Source organism: Sphingomonas sp. ID1715, from assembly GCF_013044515.1.
Classification (GTDB): Bacteria; Pseudomonadota; Alphaproteobacteria; order Sphingomonadales; family Sphingomonadaceae; genus Sphingomonas_B.
Window position 1 is genome coordinate 62,142 of sequence record NZ_JABEPR010000007.1, and the last position, 14,926, is coordinate 77,067.

Annotated in this window: 16 protein-coding genes; 7 read left to right on the forward strand and 9 right to left on the reverse strand. The window is 67.9% G+C overall.

The window, feature by feature from the left end; genetic code table 11:
- Window positions 1-7: 7 nt before the first annotated feature.
- The 5 genes from argB to HJG53_RS15150 all read right to left on the reverse strand — a co-directional run bounded on the left by argB (window position 8) and on the right by HJG53_RS15150 (window position 3,558).
- Window positions 8-838: an acetylglutamate kinase gene (gene argB, locus HJG53_RS15130; RefSeq protein WP_171132287.1), complete on the reverse strand. Its 831-nt coding sequence runs from the start codon at window positions 836-838 to the stop codon at window positions 8-10.
- Between the two features lie 71 nt (window positions 839-909).
- Window positions 910-1,557, reverse strand: a complete 648-nt coding sequence (locus HJG53_RS15135) for a queuosine precursor transporter (RefSeq protein ID WP_171132039.1) — start codon at window positions 1,555-1,557, stop codon at window positions 910-912.
- A 130-nt stretch (window positions 1,558-1,687) separates the two neighbouring features.
- On the reverse strand, window positions 1,688-2,101 hold the full coding sequence (locus HJG53_RS15140; RefSeq protein WP_171132041.1) for a holin family protein: 414 nt from the start codon (window positions 2,099-2,101) through the stop codon (window positions 1,688-1,690).
- Between the two features lie 43 nt (window positions 2,102-2,144).
- Window positions 2,145-2,684, reverse strand: coding sequence for a glycoside hydrolase family 108 protein (locus HJG53_RS15145; RefSeq protein ID WP_171132043.1), 540 nt, complete (start codon window positions 2,682-2,684; stop codon window positions 2,145-2,147).
- Between the two features lie 151 nt (window positions 2,685-2,835).
- On the reverse strand, window positions 2,836-3,558 hold the full coding sequence (locus HJG53_RS15150; protein ID WP_171132045.1) for a sterol desaturase family protein: 723 nt from the start codon (window positions 3,556-3,558) through the stop codon (window positions 2,836-2,838).
- Window positions 3,559-3,710: 152 nt separating this feature from the next.
- On the opposite strand from HJG53_RS15150, the gene HJG53_RS15155 reads away from it, so the two are divergent.
- Both HJG53_RS15155 and HJG53_RS15160 read left to right on the forward strand, forming a co-directional pair.
- Entirely contained in the window at window positions 3,711-4,376 is a 666-nt protein-coding gene (locus HJG53_RS15155) for a TetR/AcrR family transcriptional regulator (RefSeq protein WP_171132047.1), read from the forward strand.
- Window positions 4,373-5,230: an alpha/beta hydrolase gene (locus tag HJG53_RS15160; RefSeq protein ID WP_171132049.1), complete on the forward strand. Its 858-nt coding sequence runs from the start codon at window positions 4,373-4,375 to the stop codon at window positions 5,228-5,230. Before HJG53_RS15155 ends, HJG53_RS15160 begins: the two co-directional genes overlap by 4 nt.
- 65 nt (window positions 5,231-5,295) lie before the next feature.
- Here the strand turns inward: HJG53_RS15160 and HJG53_RS15165 are convergent, their stop codons facing one another.
- Window positions 5,296-6,408 carry an FAD-binding oxidoreductase gene (locus HJG53_RS15165; protein WP_171132051.1) on the reverse strand — a complete coding sequence of 371 codons (1,113 nt, stop codon included), beginning with the start codon at window positions 6,406-6,408 and terminating at the stop codon, window positions 5,296-5,298.
- Window positions 6,409-6,539: 131 nt separating this feature from the next.
- Between HJG53_RS15165 and HJG53_RS15170 the strand changes: the two genes are divergently transcribed.
- Window positions 6,540-8,219, forward strand: coding sequence for an amidohydrolase family protein (locus HJG53_RS15170; protein WP_254447821.1), 1,680 nt, complete (start codon window positions 6,540-6,542; stop codon window positions 8,217-8,219).
- Between the two features lie 68 nt (window positions 8,220-8,287).
- The gene (locus HJG53_RS15175) at window positions 8,288-8,947 is read left to right on the forward strand and encodes a hypothetical protein (RefSeq protein ID WP_171132055.1); all 660 of its coding nucleotides are present in this window, start codon (window positions 8,288-8,290) and stop codon (window positions 8,945-8,947) included.
- 56 nt (window positions 8,948-9,003) lie between these two features.
- Here HJG53_RS15175 and HJG53_RS15180 read toward each other — a convergent pair whose 3' ends face one another.
- On the reverse strand, window positions 9,004-9,297 hold the full coding sequence (locus tag HJG53_RS15180) for a GCN5-related N-acetyltransferase (protein ID WP_171132057.1): 294 nt from the start codon (window positions 9,295-9,297) through the stop codon (window positions 9,004-9,006).
- 44 nt (window positions 9,298-9,341) lie between these two features.
- Here HJG53_RS15180 and HJG53_RS15185 point away from each other — a divergent pair, with 44 nt between their 5' ends.
- The 3 genes from HJG53_RS15185 to HJG53_RS15195 all read left to right on the forward strand — a co-directional run bounded on the left by HJG53_RS15185 (window position 9,342) and on the right by HJG53_RS15195 (window position 12,652).
- Window positions 9,342-10,625 (forward strand): dicarboxylate/amino acid:cation symporter, encoded by a 1,284-nt coding sequence (locus tag HJG53_RS15185; RefSeq protein WP_217352881.1) that lies wholly within the window; start codon window positions 9,342-9,344, stop codon window positions 10,623-10,625.
- Between the two features lie 71 nt (window positions 10,626-10,696).
- Window positions 10,697-12,010, forward strand: a complete 1,314-nt coding sequence (locus HJG53_RS15190; RefSeq protein ID WP_171132059.1) for an APC family permease — start codon at window positions 10,697-10,699, stop codon at window positions 12,008-12,010.
- 306 nt (window positions 12,011-12,316) lie between these two features.
- Window positions 12,317-12,652, forward strand: a complete 336-nt coding sequence (locus tag HJG53_RS15195; protein WP_171132061.1) for a UrcA family protein — start codon at window positions 12,317-12,319, stop codon at window positions 12,650-12,652.
- A gap of 256 nt (window positions 12,653-12,908) precedes the next feature.
- Here the strand turns inward: HJG53_RS15195 and HJG53_RS15200 are convergent, their stop codons facing one another.
- A complete protein-coding gene (locus HJG53_RS15200; protein WP_171132063.1) occupies window positions 12,909-13,646 on the reverse strand; it encodes a LytTR family DNA-binding domain-containing protein in 738 nt (245 codons plus the stop codon).
- 46 nt (window positions 13,647-13,692) lie between these two features.
- Window positions 13,693-14,811, reverse strand: coding sequence for a sensor histidine kinase (locus tag HJG53_RS15205; protein WP_171132291.1), 1,119 nt, complete (start codon window positions 14,809-14,811; stop codon window positions 13,693-13,695).
- Window positions 14,812-14,926 lie beyond the last annotated feature (115 nt).

Below are 14,926 nucleotides of genomic sequence, written 5' to 3' on the forward strand. Positions count from 1 at the left end.
TAGACGGTCACACCCGCACCAGCGTGCCGACGCCGGCCTTGGTGAAGATTTCGAGCAGCACCGCATGCGGGACCCGTCCGTCGAGGATGACGGCGGCGTCGACGCCCTGGCCGACGGCATGCAGGCAGGTTTCGAGCTTCGGGATCATGCCGCCGCTGATCGTCCCGTCCTCGCGCAGCCGCTGGATGTCGGCGGGATTGAGGTCGGTCAGCAGCTGCCCCTGTTTGTCGAGCACGCCGGCGACGTCGGTCAGCAGGAAGAGGCGTGCGGCGCCCAGCGCGGCGGCAATCGAGCCCGCCATGGTGTCGGCGTTGATATTATAGGTCTCGCCCTTTTCGCCCAGGCCGATCGGAGCGACCACCGGGATCATGCCGGCCGCCTCGATATGCTGGATGAGCTTGGCGTCAACGGCGGTCGGCGTCCCGACAAAGCCGAGATCCACCGGCAATTCTTCGTCGGTTTCCGGGTCGTAGACCGAATGCTCCAGCTTCACCGCCCGAACGAATTTGCCGTCCTTGCCAGAAATGCCGACCGCGCTGCCGCCTGCCTGGCCGATCAACGCGACCAGTTCCTTGTTGATTGCGCCGGACAGGACCATTTCGGCGACGTCCGCGGTCTGCTCGTCGGTGACGCGAAGGCCATCGACGAACTCCGACTTCACGCCCAGCTTTTTCAGCATCGAGCCGATCTGCGGGCCGCCGCCATGCACGACGACCGGATTGATGCCGACCGCCTTCAGCAGCACGATGTCTTCGGCAAAGCTCATCGCGACGCTGGGGTCGCCCATCGCGTGGCCGCCATATTTCACGACGAAAGTCTGGCCGGCATAGCGCTGCATATAGGGCAGCGCCTCGATCAGGATCTCCGCGCGGGAGATGAGGCTGGCAGAGTCGGTCACGGGCCTGATCCTCACTTGCCGTCGAGCCGCCGCCCGAGCGCGACGAAGAGATAGATGACCGGCGGCACGAGCAGCGCGGACAGCACCACCTTGGCGAGCATCTGGCCGAGCAGCAGCTGGCCGATCGGAAACACGCCGAGAAAGGCGATACTGACGAACAACAGGGTGTCGACGACCTGGCTGAGCACCGAGGCGAGGCCGGCGCGGAACCAGAGGAGTCTGCCTCCTTCCTTGCCTTTCAGCGCCGAGAAGATGGTGACGTTAAGCGTCTGCGAAATGCCATAGGCGACGATGCCGCCGAGCCAGATGCGCGGCGTGCCGCCCATGATCATCTGGAAGGCGTCGCGGCGGGCCGGGTCCATCTCGGGCGAGGCGGGCACGGCCAGCACGACGATCGACAGCAGCAGCGACACGATGAGCGGCACGAAGCCGATCTGCACCAGTCGGTTGGCGATGGCCCGACCGTGCAGCTCGGCAACCGCGCTGGAGGTGACGACGAGCAGCAGGAAGGCGAAGATGCCGGCCTCTACTGCCAGCGGCCCCAGCGCGACCTGCTTGTTGCCCAGCACGCCCGCGATGCAGACCATGCCGCCATAGAAGATCGAGAAAGCGAAAAGCGAGGGCGGAATGGCGCGCGACTGCGCGGCGGGTTCGAGCATTTGGGGCTGGTAGAGGGTTTGTGTTAGTTGTGAAAGAGAGTCGCTCGTCCTGAGCGGAGTGCGCAGCACGCAGTCGAAGGGCGCCGGCACCGCGCCCCTCGACTTCGCTCGGGACGAGCGAACATTTCCTCTACTTCTCCACCCCCTTCATCTTCCCCCATTGCCTGGCCGCGGTGTAGCCGAGATAGCCCGTGCCGAAGAGCGCGTAGAGCGGCTCGGGGAGGCCGTTCAGATAGGCGGTCATGCCGTGGGCAAGCGCCTCGGCGGTCGCGGGCGACAGCGCCGAGAGCAGGCCCATCGGAATGGACCAGAGCAGCAGCGCGTACATGACGTAAAGGAAGCTCGGCCGCGCGCGGCTGGTCCAGGGATCGGGCGATTGCGCCTCGGCGACGATCGCCGAGAGCTGCGTCTTGACCGCCTCCAGCTCCTGACTGCCCTGCAGGCGGAGCAGCTCCAGCTTGGCGGCGTCGCGCGCTTTGGGGTCGGGAATGAGCTTGTCGATCAGGCTGGCGATCGGGCCGACCAGCGTTTCCAAAAATGCCATGATGATCTCCAATGTTCTCGAATGTTCGCAGTGGCCAAGGCGATCAGCCGATCCGGTTGGCGAGCCAGCCGTAGAGAAAGGCTTCATTGGCCGGGCGGCTCTCGGCGAGACGCAGGTAGCGTTCGCCCTGCAGCGCCTCGATCGCCTTCAGCAGCACGGTCTCGCCGGCCGCACCGCGCGTGCGCATGAAGCCGGCAAGCGCCGCAAGCGTTGCGGGGCCGATAAGCCCGTCCACTGCGATGTCGGCATAGTCTCTTGCGCCGCGATTGAGCGCATTCAGCGCACGCTGGAGAAAGGCGGTGGCGACCTTCGGCCCCATATTGACGCCGGTGTCGAACAGCTCGGCGGCGATGCGCGGCGCAAGCTCCGCGACATCGTCATAGCGGGGCTTCAGCCAGTAGAGCCGGCGGTAAATGGCGGCGGCGGTGGCGCGGGGGAGGCGGCGCATGTCGCCCGTCCAGCCATTGGCGCGCGCCACCGCCTGGGTAATGCCGAAACTGGTGGGACCGCCGCGGTCGGCGGGATGGTTCACATAGCCGCCTTCGCGGTCCAGCAGTTCGTCGATAAGCGTGTCGATGGCCATGGTCAGTCTCCCGGTTGCGAGTCGAGAGGCTAACCAAATAGGTTAGGTGTAGGACAGCGTTCTTTCATTTTCGTCATTCCCGCACAAGCGGGAACCCAGCAGCACAAGAAGAAGCTGGGTCCCCGCTTTCGCGGGGATGACGATAGTAAATTTATGCGATCTCCCGCCCGATCAGCATGGGTCCGATCCGGCGCGACGAGCCCGCGTGGAAGCCGACTTCGGCCTCGAAATCCTTCGGATTGGCGAAGGTGCCGAAGATCATGTCGTAGAGCGGCAGGTCGCCATAATTGTTCGCGTGGTGGCCGCGTTTGTGGTGCAGCGAATGGCTTTCCGGGCGCTGTACGACATAGCCCACCCAGCGCGGCGTGCGCACATTCATGTGCTGGAACATCGAGCAGAAGGTCGCGAGCACATTGACCAGCAACGCCGCCTCGCCGCTCAGGCCGAAGCCGAGCACCAGCGCCAGGCTGGTGAGCAGCGCCCAGCCGATCATGTCGAGCGGATGGAAATAGAAGGCGCCCCAGATGTCGAGCCGTTCGGCACTGTGATGCATCTGGTGGAACCAGCGCCACAGCGGCCGGACATTGTGCATCGTCCGGTGCCAGGCATAGATGAAGGCCTCCAGCACCAGAAAGCCGCCGACCACCTGTGCCCAGAAGGGCAGTCGGGACCCGTCGACCAGCTGATATTGGCCGAGCCACGCGTCCCAGGCGAGCGGCGCAAAGGTGCCCACCGCGAAATAGAGCAGGGTGGAGGCGATGCCCTGCAGCCGCCATCCCGTCACGCCGGGCCAGGCCTGGGCGCGGCCGCCCAGCTCCACGAGCACGAAGCCCAGGAACAATGCGAGGGCAATCCAGTGATAGGTTCCGAACAACCTGTTTTCCCGCCTTGTCTCTTGATCAGGGACGGAAATCTACGGAGCGGCTGATTTTCACTCTAGCAGGAACGCGGTCGTTTTTCAGCGCCGTGGAGAAAATCGCGACAGCGTGATAGCTTAGGGGAAGCTTTGGGGGCAGACGAACGACGATGGTCCAGCGATTGGTCGAGAAAACCAGACCGGCGGTGCAGTTGCCGGCCGATGCGCGCAGCAAGGGCGAGCGCACGCGCGACCGTATCCTCGACATCGCCCAGGACGCGATCATCCACAAAGGCTTTGCCGCGACCTCGATCGAGGAACTGGTCGAGGCGGCGGGGATCACCAAGAGCGGTTTCTTCTACCATTTCCGCGACAAGAACGATCTCGCCCGGCAGCTGTTCGAGCGCTTCATGGACGAGGACAATGCGATCCTCGACACGCTGACCGCCCGTGCGCGCACCCTGTCCGAAGACCCGCTGCAGAGCCTGCTGATCTTCCTCAACCTCTATGCCGAGACGATGGATGACATGCCGGAGCTGCACCCCGGCTGCCTCGTCGCGGCGATCACCTATCAGGAGCAGATGTTCGACCGTGAGGTACGCGCGATGAACCGCGAGTCGATCCTGGGCCTGCGCGCGCGGTTCCGCGAATGGCTGGCTGAGATCGAGCGCACGCACGCGCCGCGCATCGCCACCGATTTCGATGCGCTGGCCGACCAGCTGACGACCGTGGTCGAAGGATCGATCGTGCTGTCCAAGGCACTGGCCGACCAGCGGCTGATGGGGCGGCAGATGCGGCTGTTCCGCGACCATGTGAAGCTGATCTTCGGCGCATGAGGGTCGCGCTGCTGCAGCGGGCCGCGCCGCTGCTGGGACTGGTCGCGAGCGCCTGTTCGCCGCTGTCCGCCTTCAACTCGGTCGTGCCGAAGGATGAGGGCGGGCGGCTGGCCGCTGCCGACATCGCCTATGGCGAGGGACCAAGGAGGCGGCTCGACATCTATGTGCCGCGCGGCGGGGGCGAGGGGCCGCGGCCGGTGATCGTCTTCTTCTACGGCGGCTCGTGGAACTCGGGCGCGCGGAGCGGCTATGGCTTTGTCGGGCGGGCGCTTGCCGCGCGCGGCTTCGTGACCGTCATTCCCGATTACCGGCTGGTGCCGGAAGTCACCTATCCCGGCTTCGTCGAGGACGGCGCGGCGGCGGTGCGCTGGGTGCGGGCGCATGCGAAGGATTATGGCGGCGACGGCGATCGGATCGTGCTCGCGGGGCATTCGGCAGGTGCCTATATCGCGGCGATGCTGGCGGTGGACGGGCGCTGGCTCGGCGACGATCGCAAGGCGGTGCGCGGGCTGGCGGGACTGGCCGGGCCGTACGACTTCGCGCCCTTCACCGTCGCCGCATCGCAAGCGGCGTTCGGGCGCTGGCCGAACGCGGCCGAGACCCAGCCGGTGACGCATGCCGATGCGAGTGCCCCGCCCGCGCTGCTCTTGAGCGGCACGGACGACACCACCGTCAAGCCCCGCAACAGCGAGGCGCTGGCGGCCAAGCTGCGCGCCGTCGGCGGGGCGGCGGAGGTTAAGCTGTATCCGGGCGTCGCGCATATCGGCATTCTGACGGCGATCGCGCGGCCGTTTCGCGGCAAGGCGCCGGTGGTGAGGGATGTGGCGGACTTTGCCGAGCGGGTGACGCGGTGATGCTCCCCGGCGCAGGCCGGGGCCCATGAGCACGGAGCAACTGGGCCCGGCCTTCGCCGGGGAACTCAGGCGAGCAGCCGCTCCGGTCCGATCTGCTCCAGGGTCGCACCGGCATTCGGCCAGGCGCTTGCCGTCACCAGCGCCGCGACGATCTCGGCCATCGCCGGGGCGGTCTGGAGGCCGTAGCCGCCTTGCCCCGCGAGCCAGAAAAAGCCGGGCGCGTCGGGCGCGAAGCCGGCGACGGGCACGCGATCGGCGGCGAAGGTGCGCAGCCCCGCCCATTTGTGGGTGAAGCGACCGACCTCCAAGGTGGTGAACTCGGTCAGGCGATGCGCGGCGACCGCCATGTTATACTCGTCGGGCTGGGCATCGCAGGGATCGTCGGGGTTCTCGTCGACGGGCGAGGCGATCAGCCGGCCGGCGTCCGGCATGAAATAGAGGTAATCGACCGCCGTCTTGACGAACGGCCAGTCGCGCACGTCCACGTGCCGAGGCGCATCGAAGCCGATGATGGTGCGGCGCAAGGGGGTGAGGCCGAGCGGCTGGACGCCGGCAAGCGCCGCGACGCGGTCGGCCCAGGCGCCGGCGGCGTTGATCAGCACGGGCGCCTCGAAGCGGTCGCCGCTCTCCGTGCGAACCGACCAGCGCGGCGCGATCTCCGCCACGCGCGCTCCGGTCACGATCTCGCCGCCCGCCGCCCTGATCGCGCGCGCATAGCCTTGCAGCAGTGCGTTCGGGTCGAGCCGCAGCCCCTCTAGGTGCACGAAAGCGCCGACCACCGCATCGGGCGCCCATTTGAGGACCGGACAGAAGCGCGCGGCGCTGGCTTCGTCGAGGCGCTCGACGGCGTTGCTGAGGCTGCGCGTGATCCGCTCCAGCTCGGCGAGCGCGGGCAGCATCGCTTCACTGGCGATGAACAGGGCCGGCGTGATCCGCGCGAGCGCGTCGAACCCGTCGGGCGGGTCGAGGAAGAAGGCGCGGCTGTGCGCGGTCAAGGCCCGCACCGTCTCGCCGCCGATCCCGAAATGCGAGAAGGTGGCGGAGCGGCCGGAACTGTGGAAGCCCAATGCGTCTTCGGCCTCGAGCAGCACGACCCTGCCGTGGCGCGCCAGCGCCGCGCCCGCCGACAGCCCGGCGACGCCGCCGCCGATGATCAGGAAATCCGCGGTTTTATTCATTCTCTATCGTCACCCCGGTCCTTCGACACGCTCAGGAGAGCACTTGACCCGGGGTCCAGCTTCTTCTGCAATCGGAGGACAAAGGAAAGCTGGATCCCGGCTCAAGGCCGGGATGACGAAGGGAGATGATCATGCGCAAGGCTATGATGTCGGCGATCGCCGCAGTCTTCCTCGCCAGCGCCGCGCCGCGGCCGGCCTATGATGTCGTGATCCGCGGCGGCACCGTCTATGACGGCAGCGGCGGCAAACCCTATGTCGGCGACGTGGCGCTGAAGGGCGACCGCATCGCCGCGCTGGGTAAGGTGCGCGGGCGCGGCGCGCGGGAGGTGAACGCCAGCGGCCTTGCCGTCGCGCCGGGCTTCATCAACATGCTGAGCTGGGCGACCGAGACGCTGATCGCCGACGGGCGGAGCCAGGGTGACATCCGGCAGGGCGTGACGCTCGAGGTGATGGGCGAGGGCTGGTCGATGGGGCCGCTTAATCCGGGCATGAAGAAGCTCGCGGTGGCGCGCCAGTCCGACATCAAGTTCCCGATCGCCTGGACGACCCTCGGCCAGTATCTCACGCATCTGGAAAAGCGCGGCATCTCGCCCAATGTCGCGAGCTTCGTGGGCGCGACGACGGTGCGCATCCATGAACTCGGCGAACGCGATGTCGATCCGACGCCCGACCAGCTGAAGCGGATGCGCGCGCTGGTGCGGCAGGCGATGAACGAAGGGGCGATGGGGCTGGGCTCCTCGCTCATCTACGCGCCGGCCAACTTCGCCGAGACGCCCGAACTGATCGCGCTCGCGACCGAGAGCGCCAAGTGCGGCGGCATGTATATCAGCCATATCCGCAACGAAAGCGATGATCTGCTGGGCGCGGTCGACGAGCTGATCGAGATTGCGCGCAAGTCCGGCGGGCCGGCCGAGATCTACCATCTCAAACAGGCGGGCGCCGCCAACTGGGACAAGCTTCCCGCCGTGATCGCGCGGGTCGAGCAGGCGCGTGCCGCCGGCGTGCGGATCACCGCCGACATGTACACCTATACTGCCGGCGCGACCGGGCTCGACGCGGCGATGCCGCTCTGGGTGCAGGATGGCGGGCGCGAGGCGTGGATCAAGCGGCTGCAGGATCCGGTGGTCCGCGCGCGTGTGATCGCGGAGATGAAGCGGCCGGGCGTCGGCTGGGAGAATCTGCGGCTGCAGGCGGGCGGCGACGACAAGGTGCTGCTGCTCGACTTCGCCAATCCCAAGCTCAAGCCGCTGACGGGCAAGACGCTCGCCGAAGTTGCGCGCATGCGGGGCAAGTCGCCGGAGGAGACCGCGATCGACCTGGTGGTCGAGGACGGCACGCGGGTCGGCACGGCCTATTTCCTGATGGACGAGGCCAATGTCCGGCGCCAGACGGCGCTGCCCTGGATGGCGTTCGGATCGGACGCGGGCAGCATGGCGCCGGAAGGCGTGTTCCTGCAATCTAGCACCCATCCGCGCGCCTATGGCAATTTCGCGCGGCTGCTCGGGCGCTATGTGCGCGAGGAGCAGACGACGAGCCTTGCCGATGCGATCCGCCGCCTGACCGGCTTTCCGGCGGGCAATCTCGGCCTGAAGGATCGCGGCCTGCTCAGGGCCGGCTATCATGCCGATCTCGCTATCTTCGACCCGAAGACGATCGGTGACCGCGCGACCTTCGACCGGCCGCAGCAATATGCGACCGGCATGCGCCACGTCTTCGTGAACGGCGTGCAAGTGCTTAGAAACGGGGAACATACCGGCGCCAAGCCCGGCCGCTTCGTCAAGGGACCGGGCGCGGGCCGCTGCCGAGCCTGACCTGGATCAGGAACCGCGCCGCGCTTCGGGTCGTTGTGGCGCGCGGTTCAACTGACCAGGAGTAGGTGATGCGTAAGTTCAAGCATGTGCTGTGGGGCGCGGCGCTTTCGGGTGCGCTGCTCGCAGTGACGCCTTCCGCCGCCGCGACTCAGGACGAACGTGCCCGTGCCGCGATCGCGGAAGCGAACGCCAAGATCGAAGCCGCGCTGTCGGCCAAGGGTGGCGCCGACAGCGCCGCGCTGACCGCCGAGGCGCAGGCGGCGCTGCGCCAGGCGCGCGAACAGATGGGCCGCGACAATGAGCTGCGCGCGATCGAAGCGGCGCAGCGGGCGTCGTCGCTCGCCGACCGGGCGCTTGCTTCGGCCCGCACGGCCGAGACCCAGGCGGCCGAGGCGCAGGCTGCGACCCAGGCCCAGACCCAGGCAGCAGTCGGCGCGGCGCAGGCGCAGGCGGCGGACGCTAATGCCCGCGCCGATGCCGCCCAGGCCGCGGCCCAACAGGCGGCTGCCGATGCCGCCGCGGCCCGCGCGCAGGCTGCTGCTGCCGCCCAGCCGGCGCAGACCACCGTCACCACCTCGACCGAGACGCAGGGCACGACGGTGACCTCGGGATCGGGCACGGTGACCAAGGCCAAGCCGGTCCGCCGCACGACCACCACCAAGCGGACCACCACTGCCGCGACGCCCAAGGTGAAGACCACCACGACGGTAACGACCGAGCCGAAATAAGCGGCTTGTCCGTCCGGCTTCAGGAGCAGCCCGGCGCAGTGCGCCGGGCTGCTTCGCTATTTGCGGCGGCGCCAGTCGAGCGAGCGGCGGTTGAGTTCGGCCAGGTCGACCGTGCCGAAAGCGCAGGCTTCGCCGAGCGCGACGGCGCGCGCGAGCAGCGCGGCATCGGCTTTGCGATAGGCGGGACGGCCCCGCACGGCATGGTACCAGATGTCGTCGCACGCATTGTCGAGCAGAATGCGCTGGAAGCAATGATCCTGATCGACCGGCCAGCGCCGCGCCCTGGCCAGGCCGGGCAGGATCGTCCGGGTCAGCTCCAGCCAGCGACTCTCGAGGGCGGCGCGGTCCATCCTGCTTCCTTGCCATTTGCCCTAAAGTCGCGGAAGCCGGCGCCATGTTGAAAGCGTTGATCTCGCCGCCCGGCCGCATCCTGATCGGGCTCTTTGCCGGGCTCCTGCTCGGCATCCTTGCGGCGCGCTCCGGCGGCAGCGGCGTGGATATCGCGCTCACCGTGGGCGAGACGGTCGGTGGATTGTGGCTCGACGCGCTGCGGATGACGATCGTGCCGTTGCTGGTGTCCCTGCTCGTCACCGGCATCTCGGCCAATGCGGACGCCGCGCGCGCCGGCGGGATCACCGCTCGCGCCGTGCTGATGTTCGCTATCTGCCTGTTGAGCTCGGCGACACTGGCGGCGATCATGATCCCGTCGCTGCTCTCCGTCTTTCCGCTCGCGCCGGAAAGCGCGGCGGCGCTGCGCACGGCGTTGGGCCAGGCCGCGCCGACGCCGACCGACACGCCGGGCATCGCGCAGTTCCTCCGCTCGGTGGTCCCGACCAACCCGGTGGCGGCGGCGGCGAGCGACGCGATCCTGCCGCTGATCCTGTTCACCGCCGTGTTCGGCTTTGCCGCGACCCGCCTGCCGGAAGAGCCGCGACGGCTGCTCACCGGCTTCTTCGCGGCGGTCGTCGAGACGATGCTGATCATCATCAACTGGGTGCTTTGGCTGGCGCCGATCGGCGTGTTCGCGCTGGCCTTCGTCGTCGGCGGGCGCGCGGGCGTCGGCGCGTTCGGCGCGCTGGTCCACTATATCCTGATCGTGTCGAGCGTCGGCGTGGTGATCTGGATCGCCGGCTTCGTGATCGGGCCGCTGCTCGGGCGGCGGCCGTTCGGCACCTTCGCGCGTGCCGCCGCGCCGGCCACGGCGGTCGCTCTCTCGACGCAATCTTCGCTCGCCAGCCTGCCGTCGATGCTGCGCGGCGCGGAGCGGATGGGCGTGCCGGTCAGCGCCGCCGGCGTCGTGCTGCCGCTGGCGGTCGCGATCTTCCGCGCGACCGGGCCGGCGATGAACCTCGCCGTCGCCCTCTATGTGGCGCATTGGGCCGGGATGGAGCTGACCGCGACGCAATATGCCGCCGGCATCGCCACCGCGTCGATCACCACGCTCGGCGCGGTCAGCCTGCCGGGGCAGGTGAGCTTCGTTACCTCGATCGCCCCGATCTGCGCGGCGATGGGCGTGCCCATCGAACTGCTCGGCATACTGATCGCGGTCGAGACGATTCCCGACATCTTCCGCACGCTCGGCAATGTCAGCATGGACCTGGCCGTCACCGCCACCGTCACGCGCGGGCTGGACGGCACGGAGGCGGATGCGGCGCTGGAGCGGTTTGTGGGCGAGTGATCGGGCTTTCCGCAGACGTTTCTCGACTTCGCTCGAAACGAACGGGATAAGGAACGGTAGGGGGGCGCAGCATGGCGACGCAGGTGCTTGAAGAGGCCGTTCACCGCGACGCCGGATTGAAGCGGGAGATTGGCGTCACCGCCTTTGCCGCGACAATCGTCAACGGGGTGATCGGCGGCGGCATCTTTGCAGCACCGGCGGCGCTCGCCGGATCGGTCGGCGCCTGGGCGCCGTTCGCGCTGCTCGCCTGCGGGATCGCGATGGGCGCGATCGTCTTGTGCTGCGCCGAAGCCGGCAGCCGCGTGCCGTCGAGCGGCGGTATCTATGCCTATGTCGAAGCGGCGTTCGGACGTGGCTGGGGTTTCGTCACCGGCATCGTGCTGTGGCTGAGCTGCGTGCTCGCGGCGGCCGGCGTGGCGGCCGCGTTTGCCGACGCGATCGTCGCGCTATGGCCGACGGAGGCGCCGGCCGTGCAGCGCGTATTGCTGCTGGTCGGGGCGTTCGGGCTGATCACTGCGGTCAATCTGCGCGGTGTCGCGTTGGGCGCGCGCCTGGCCAGCCTGTCCACCGTAGTGAAGCTGGTGCCGTTGCTGCTGTTCATCGGGGTCGGCGCCTTTTTCGTGGAGCCCGCCAATCTGCGGCCGGCAGCGGGAGTGGACTCCGGCTCGTTCGGGCGAGCGATGATCCTCGCGCTCTTCGCCTTTTCGGGCATGGAGACGGTGCTGGGCGCGAGCGGCGAAGTGGCGCGGCCTGAACGCACCGTGCCGCGCGCGCTGGTGCTGGCGATGGGCATTGTGCTGCTGCTCTACCTCGCCATCCAGATCGTCGCGCAGGGACTGCTGGGCGCGGAACTGGCGGGATCGGCCGAGCCGCTGGCGGAGGCGATCGGGATCGCGTCGCCCGGCCTGGTGGCGGTGATCGCGATCGGTGCGGCGCTGTCGCGCGGCGGCTGGCTGTTCAGCGATGTGATCGGCGCCCCGCGCATCCTCTTCGCCTTTGCCCGCGACGGGCTGCTGCCGGCGCCGCTCGGCCGCCTGAACGGCGCGCATGTGCCCCATGTCGCGATCCTCACCCATGTCTCGATCGCGCTGACGCTGGCGCTGATCGGCAGCTTCGGCTCGCTGGTGCTGCTCTCCGGGCTCTTCACCGTGCCCATCTATCTTGGCGCGTGCCTGTCGGCGGTGAAGCTTCGCCGGCTCGACGTGCGGCTGATCGGCGAGCCCTATCGGGTGCCTGGCCTCATAGTGGCGGCGGCGATCGGCATCGTCAGCATGATCGCGCTGCTCGCGGGCGGCCAATGGATCGAGATTGGCGGGCTGGTTGCCGCGATTCTGGTCAGCGGCATGATCTACCTGGTGCGCAAGGATCGCTCGTCCCGAGCGTAGTCGAGGGGCGTCTCTCCGACTCAGGCGATCGCGCCCCTCGACTTCGCTCGGGACGAGCGGGGGTGGTGACAGTTCGATTACACTTGTCGTTGGTCGAGCGGGGTCAGCCGTTCATCGGCCGCGCACGCGGTTTGCAGATGCGCCGCTCCGGCCGGTCGAAGCGCGCATGCATCGCCGCACAGCCTTTCGTAACCAGAGGATGCGCGGCGGGACGGAGACGCTCCCCGGCCCCCTTCGGACCGCCGCCAAACAGGCTCCGCCCCCTTCGGAGCCGCCCGGACAAGCATTCGAAGGAAGGATCACGCCATGTTCACCCGTTTCGTTCCCAAGGCCCTGTTAGCCTCTCTCGCCGCCGGCGTCGCGACGTTCGCCTTCGCCCCCGCCCATGCCGAACTCGGCGCGCCGCGCTCGGTCGCCGTGTCCTATGCCGATCTCGACCTGAAGAGCGACGGCGGCAAGGCGCAGCTGAAGAAGCGCATCGCGTTCGCCGCCGAGATCGTCTGCGGCCCGGCCGATAACTTCTCCTATTTTTCGAAGAAGTCGGTCGCCGGCTGCCAGGATCGGGCGATCAGCAACGCCAGCCGCGGCATGGTCGAAGTGTTCGCCAATGCCGAGAGCACGATCCGCGTCGCCGCCAACTGATCTTTAACGGTCACTCGGGTCCGGTCGCTTCCCCTCATCCCCGGACCCACCACAGGGAGCCCCGGCCTGCCACCAGGCCGGGGCTTTTTCATTCCTCCCCTCGCGAGGCGAGGGGAGGGGGACCGCCGAAGGCGGTGGAGGGGCCGCACCCCGGCTTTGCCGAGGGAGGATACTGACCCTCCGCTTCGCTCCGGGCCCCTCCACCATGCTGCGCATGGTCCCCCTCCCCCAGCAAGGCTGGGGGAGGAGCCCAGACCTACCGCCCGGCCATGGCCTTGGCGTGGTCGAGATAGGTGCGGCCGATGCGGACCTCCTCGCCGTCGCCGAGGTCGGCGGACCAGACGCCGCCGCCATCATGCTTCAGCCCCTTGATGCGATCGCGGCGGACGATGGTGGAGCGGTGCAGGCGGATGAACTTCTCTGGATCGAGCCGTTCCTCGAGCGCACTGATCGTCTGGTGGAGCAGGTAGCTGCGCTGGCCGACATGAAGGCGCATGTAATCGCGCTCGGCATCGATCCGCTCGATGTCCTGCGCGGCGATGCGGATCAGCTCCGAGCGGTGCGGGACCCAGAATTCCTGGACATAGGTGTTGGCATGCTGGCCGGGCTCGCCGGTGCCGCGCCGTTCGAGCACGCGTTCGATGCCGCGCTTGAGCCGATCGGGCGCGACCGGCTTCAGCAGATAATCGACCGCGGCGACATTGAACGCCTCGACCGCGAAGCTGTCGAAGGCGGTGACGAAGATGATGGCCGGGCGGTGCTTGGCCGAGCCCAGCGCCCGCGCCACGCCCATGCCGTCCAGTTCCGGCATCGAAATGTCGAGCAGCAGCGCCTCGGGCTCCAGCGCTTCCGTCATGCGCAGTGCGGCGAGGCCGTCGGAGGCGGTGCCGACCAGATCGATCAGCGGTTCGCGGGCGCACAGCACCTGCAGCCGCTCGATCGCCAGTGGCTCATCATCGACGATCAGGGTGCGCACGGGCTTGGTATCGGTCATCGGCGCAGAGGTTTAGGCGATGGTACGCGGTCCGCAAGCCCCGCCGCTAGCAGCTGCCGCGCACTTCCGGCATGGCGAGGGTGACGACGAAGCCGCCTTCCTTGGGCGCGTGGGACACGACGCCGGCGCGGCTGCCGAAGCGAGCCTGGAGCCGGTCGCGGACATTGGCGAGGCCGACCCCGGTGCCATGCTCGTCGGCATTGGCCGGGCCCTTGCCGTCATCGGCGACGGTCAGCACCAATTTGCCTCGCTCGCTGCGGGCGGTGATCGCGATGGTGACGGGCCGATTGACGCCCGAGACGCCATATTTGATCGCGTTCTCGACCAGCGGCTGCAGGATGAGTCCAGGCACGCAGAGGTTCATCAGCTCTTCCGGGACGTCGATGCGCGTCTTCAGCCGCTCGGGAAAGCGCACCGCTTCGATGTCGAGATACAGGCGCTGGAGCCGCACCTCTTCGGACAGGGGTACGTCGTCCATCGGGTCGCCCGACAGGCTGGTCCGATAGAAGGTCGACAGGTTCATGATCATCGATTCGGCTTCGACGTTGCGATCGGTCATGACCAAAGACGACAGCGAGTTCAGCGTGTTGAACAGGAAATGCGGATTGACCTGGTAGCGGAGCGCGCGGATCTCCGCTTCCTTCGCCGCCTGCGCGAAGCCGGCGATGCGCCGTTCCGCCTCGCGCGTCTCGGTCGCGTAGGAAATGGCGAGGTAGAGCGCGGCCCAGGCAGCGAGGAAGAAATAGCGTGAGACGGCGATCTCGGCGACGCTCTTCCAGATTTTCGGATGCGTCGCCATTTCGCGGATCATCGCCTGGTCGGCGTAGATCTCTTCCGGCTTGTAGACGTTGAAGAAATAGTAGTTGATCATCGCGATCGCGATGGCCGCGGGCACCGCGGCGACGAAGGCGACGGCGATGCGGGTGCCGAACGAGCGGTCGTCCGCCCGGCGCAGGATGACGTAGAGCAGGAAGGTGATGCCGATGCCGGCGACCGTCACCGCCAGCCGCCGCTGGGCCAGCTCGCCCTGGTTGCCCCAGCCCGTGATGAACGACTGGGCAGTCGCGATCAGGACGTAGAACAGCCAGAAGCCGAGAATGGAGTAGATCGCGACTTCCAGGCCGACGCGCGCATTGCGCCGGCGGTCGCTCGATTCTTCCGTCATTGCGCCCAGTCTAACGCTCCACGGGCTCGCGCGCGACTTGCCCTCGCGTCCTCGGTCGAACCGCAGATTGGGTTCATCGAAGGGCAGCAGGAAACCTGCGTCGGCCTGGTTCGTT

Bases quoted from the DNA above. Each gene is read 5' to 3' on its own strand.
- HJG53_RS15145 (WP_171132043.1), bottom strand. From the start codon at position 2,684: ATGGCCATCGACACGCTTATCGACGAACTGCTGGACCGCGAAGGCGGC.
- HJG53_RS15200 (WP_171132063.1), bottom strand. From the start codon at position 13,646: ATGACCGATACCAAGCCCGTGCGCACCCTGATCGTCGATGATGAGCCA.
- HJG53_RS15135 (WP_171132039.1), bottom strand. From the start codon at position 1,557: ATGCTCGAACCCGCCGCGCAGTCGCGCGCCATTCCGCCCTCGCTTTTC.
- HJG53_RS15165 (WP_171132051.1), bottom strand. From the start codon at position 6,408: ATGAATAAAACCGCGGATTTCCTGATCATCGGCGGCGGCGTCGCCGGG.
- HJG53_RS15175 (WP_171132055.1), top strand. From the start codon at position 8,288: ATGCGTAAGTTCAAGCATGTGCTGTGGGGCGCGGCGCTTTCGGGTGCG.
- HJG53_RS15180 (WP_171132057.1), bottom strand. From the start codon at position 9,297: ATGGACCGCGCCGCCCTCGAGAGTCGCTGGCTGGAGCTGACCCGGACG.
- HJG53_RS15190 (WP_171132059.1), top strand. From the start codon at position 10,697: ATGGCGACGCAGGTGCTTGAAGAGGCCGTTCACCGCGACGCCGGATTG.
- argB (WP_171132287.1), bottom strand. From the start codon at position 838: ATGCAGCGCTATGCCGGCCAGACTTTCGTCGTGAAATATGGCGGCCAC.
- HJG53_RS15140 (WP_171132041.1), bottom strand. From the start codon at position 2,101: ATGGCATTTTTGGAAACGCTGGTCGGCCCGATCGCCAGCCTGATCGAC.
- HJG53_RS15205 (WP_171132291.1), bottom strand. From the start codon at position 14,811: ATGACGGAAGAATCGAGCGACCGCCGGCGCAATGCGCGCGTCGGCCTG.
- HJG53_RS15195 (WP_171132061.1), top strand. From the start codon at position 12,317: ATGTTCACCCGTTTCGTTCCCAAGGCCCTGTTAGCCTCTCTCGCCGCC.
- HJG53_RS15155 (WP_171132047.1), top strand. From the start codon at position 3,711: ATGGTCCAGCGATTGGTCGAGAAAACCAGACCGGCGGTGCAGTTGCCG.
- HJG53_RS15170 (WP_254447821.1), top strand. From the start codon at position 6,540: ATGCGCAAGGCTATGATGTCGGCGATCGCCGCAGTCTTCCTCGCCAGC.
- HJG53_RS15160 (WP_171132049.1), top strand. From the start codon at position 4,373: ATGAGGGTCGCGCTGCTGCAGCGGGCCGCGCCGCTGCTGGGACTGGTC.
- HJG53_RS15185 (WP_217352881.1), top strand. From the start codon at position 9,342: ATGTTGAAAGCGTTGATCTCGCCGCCCGGCCGCATCCTGATCGGGCTC.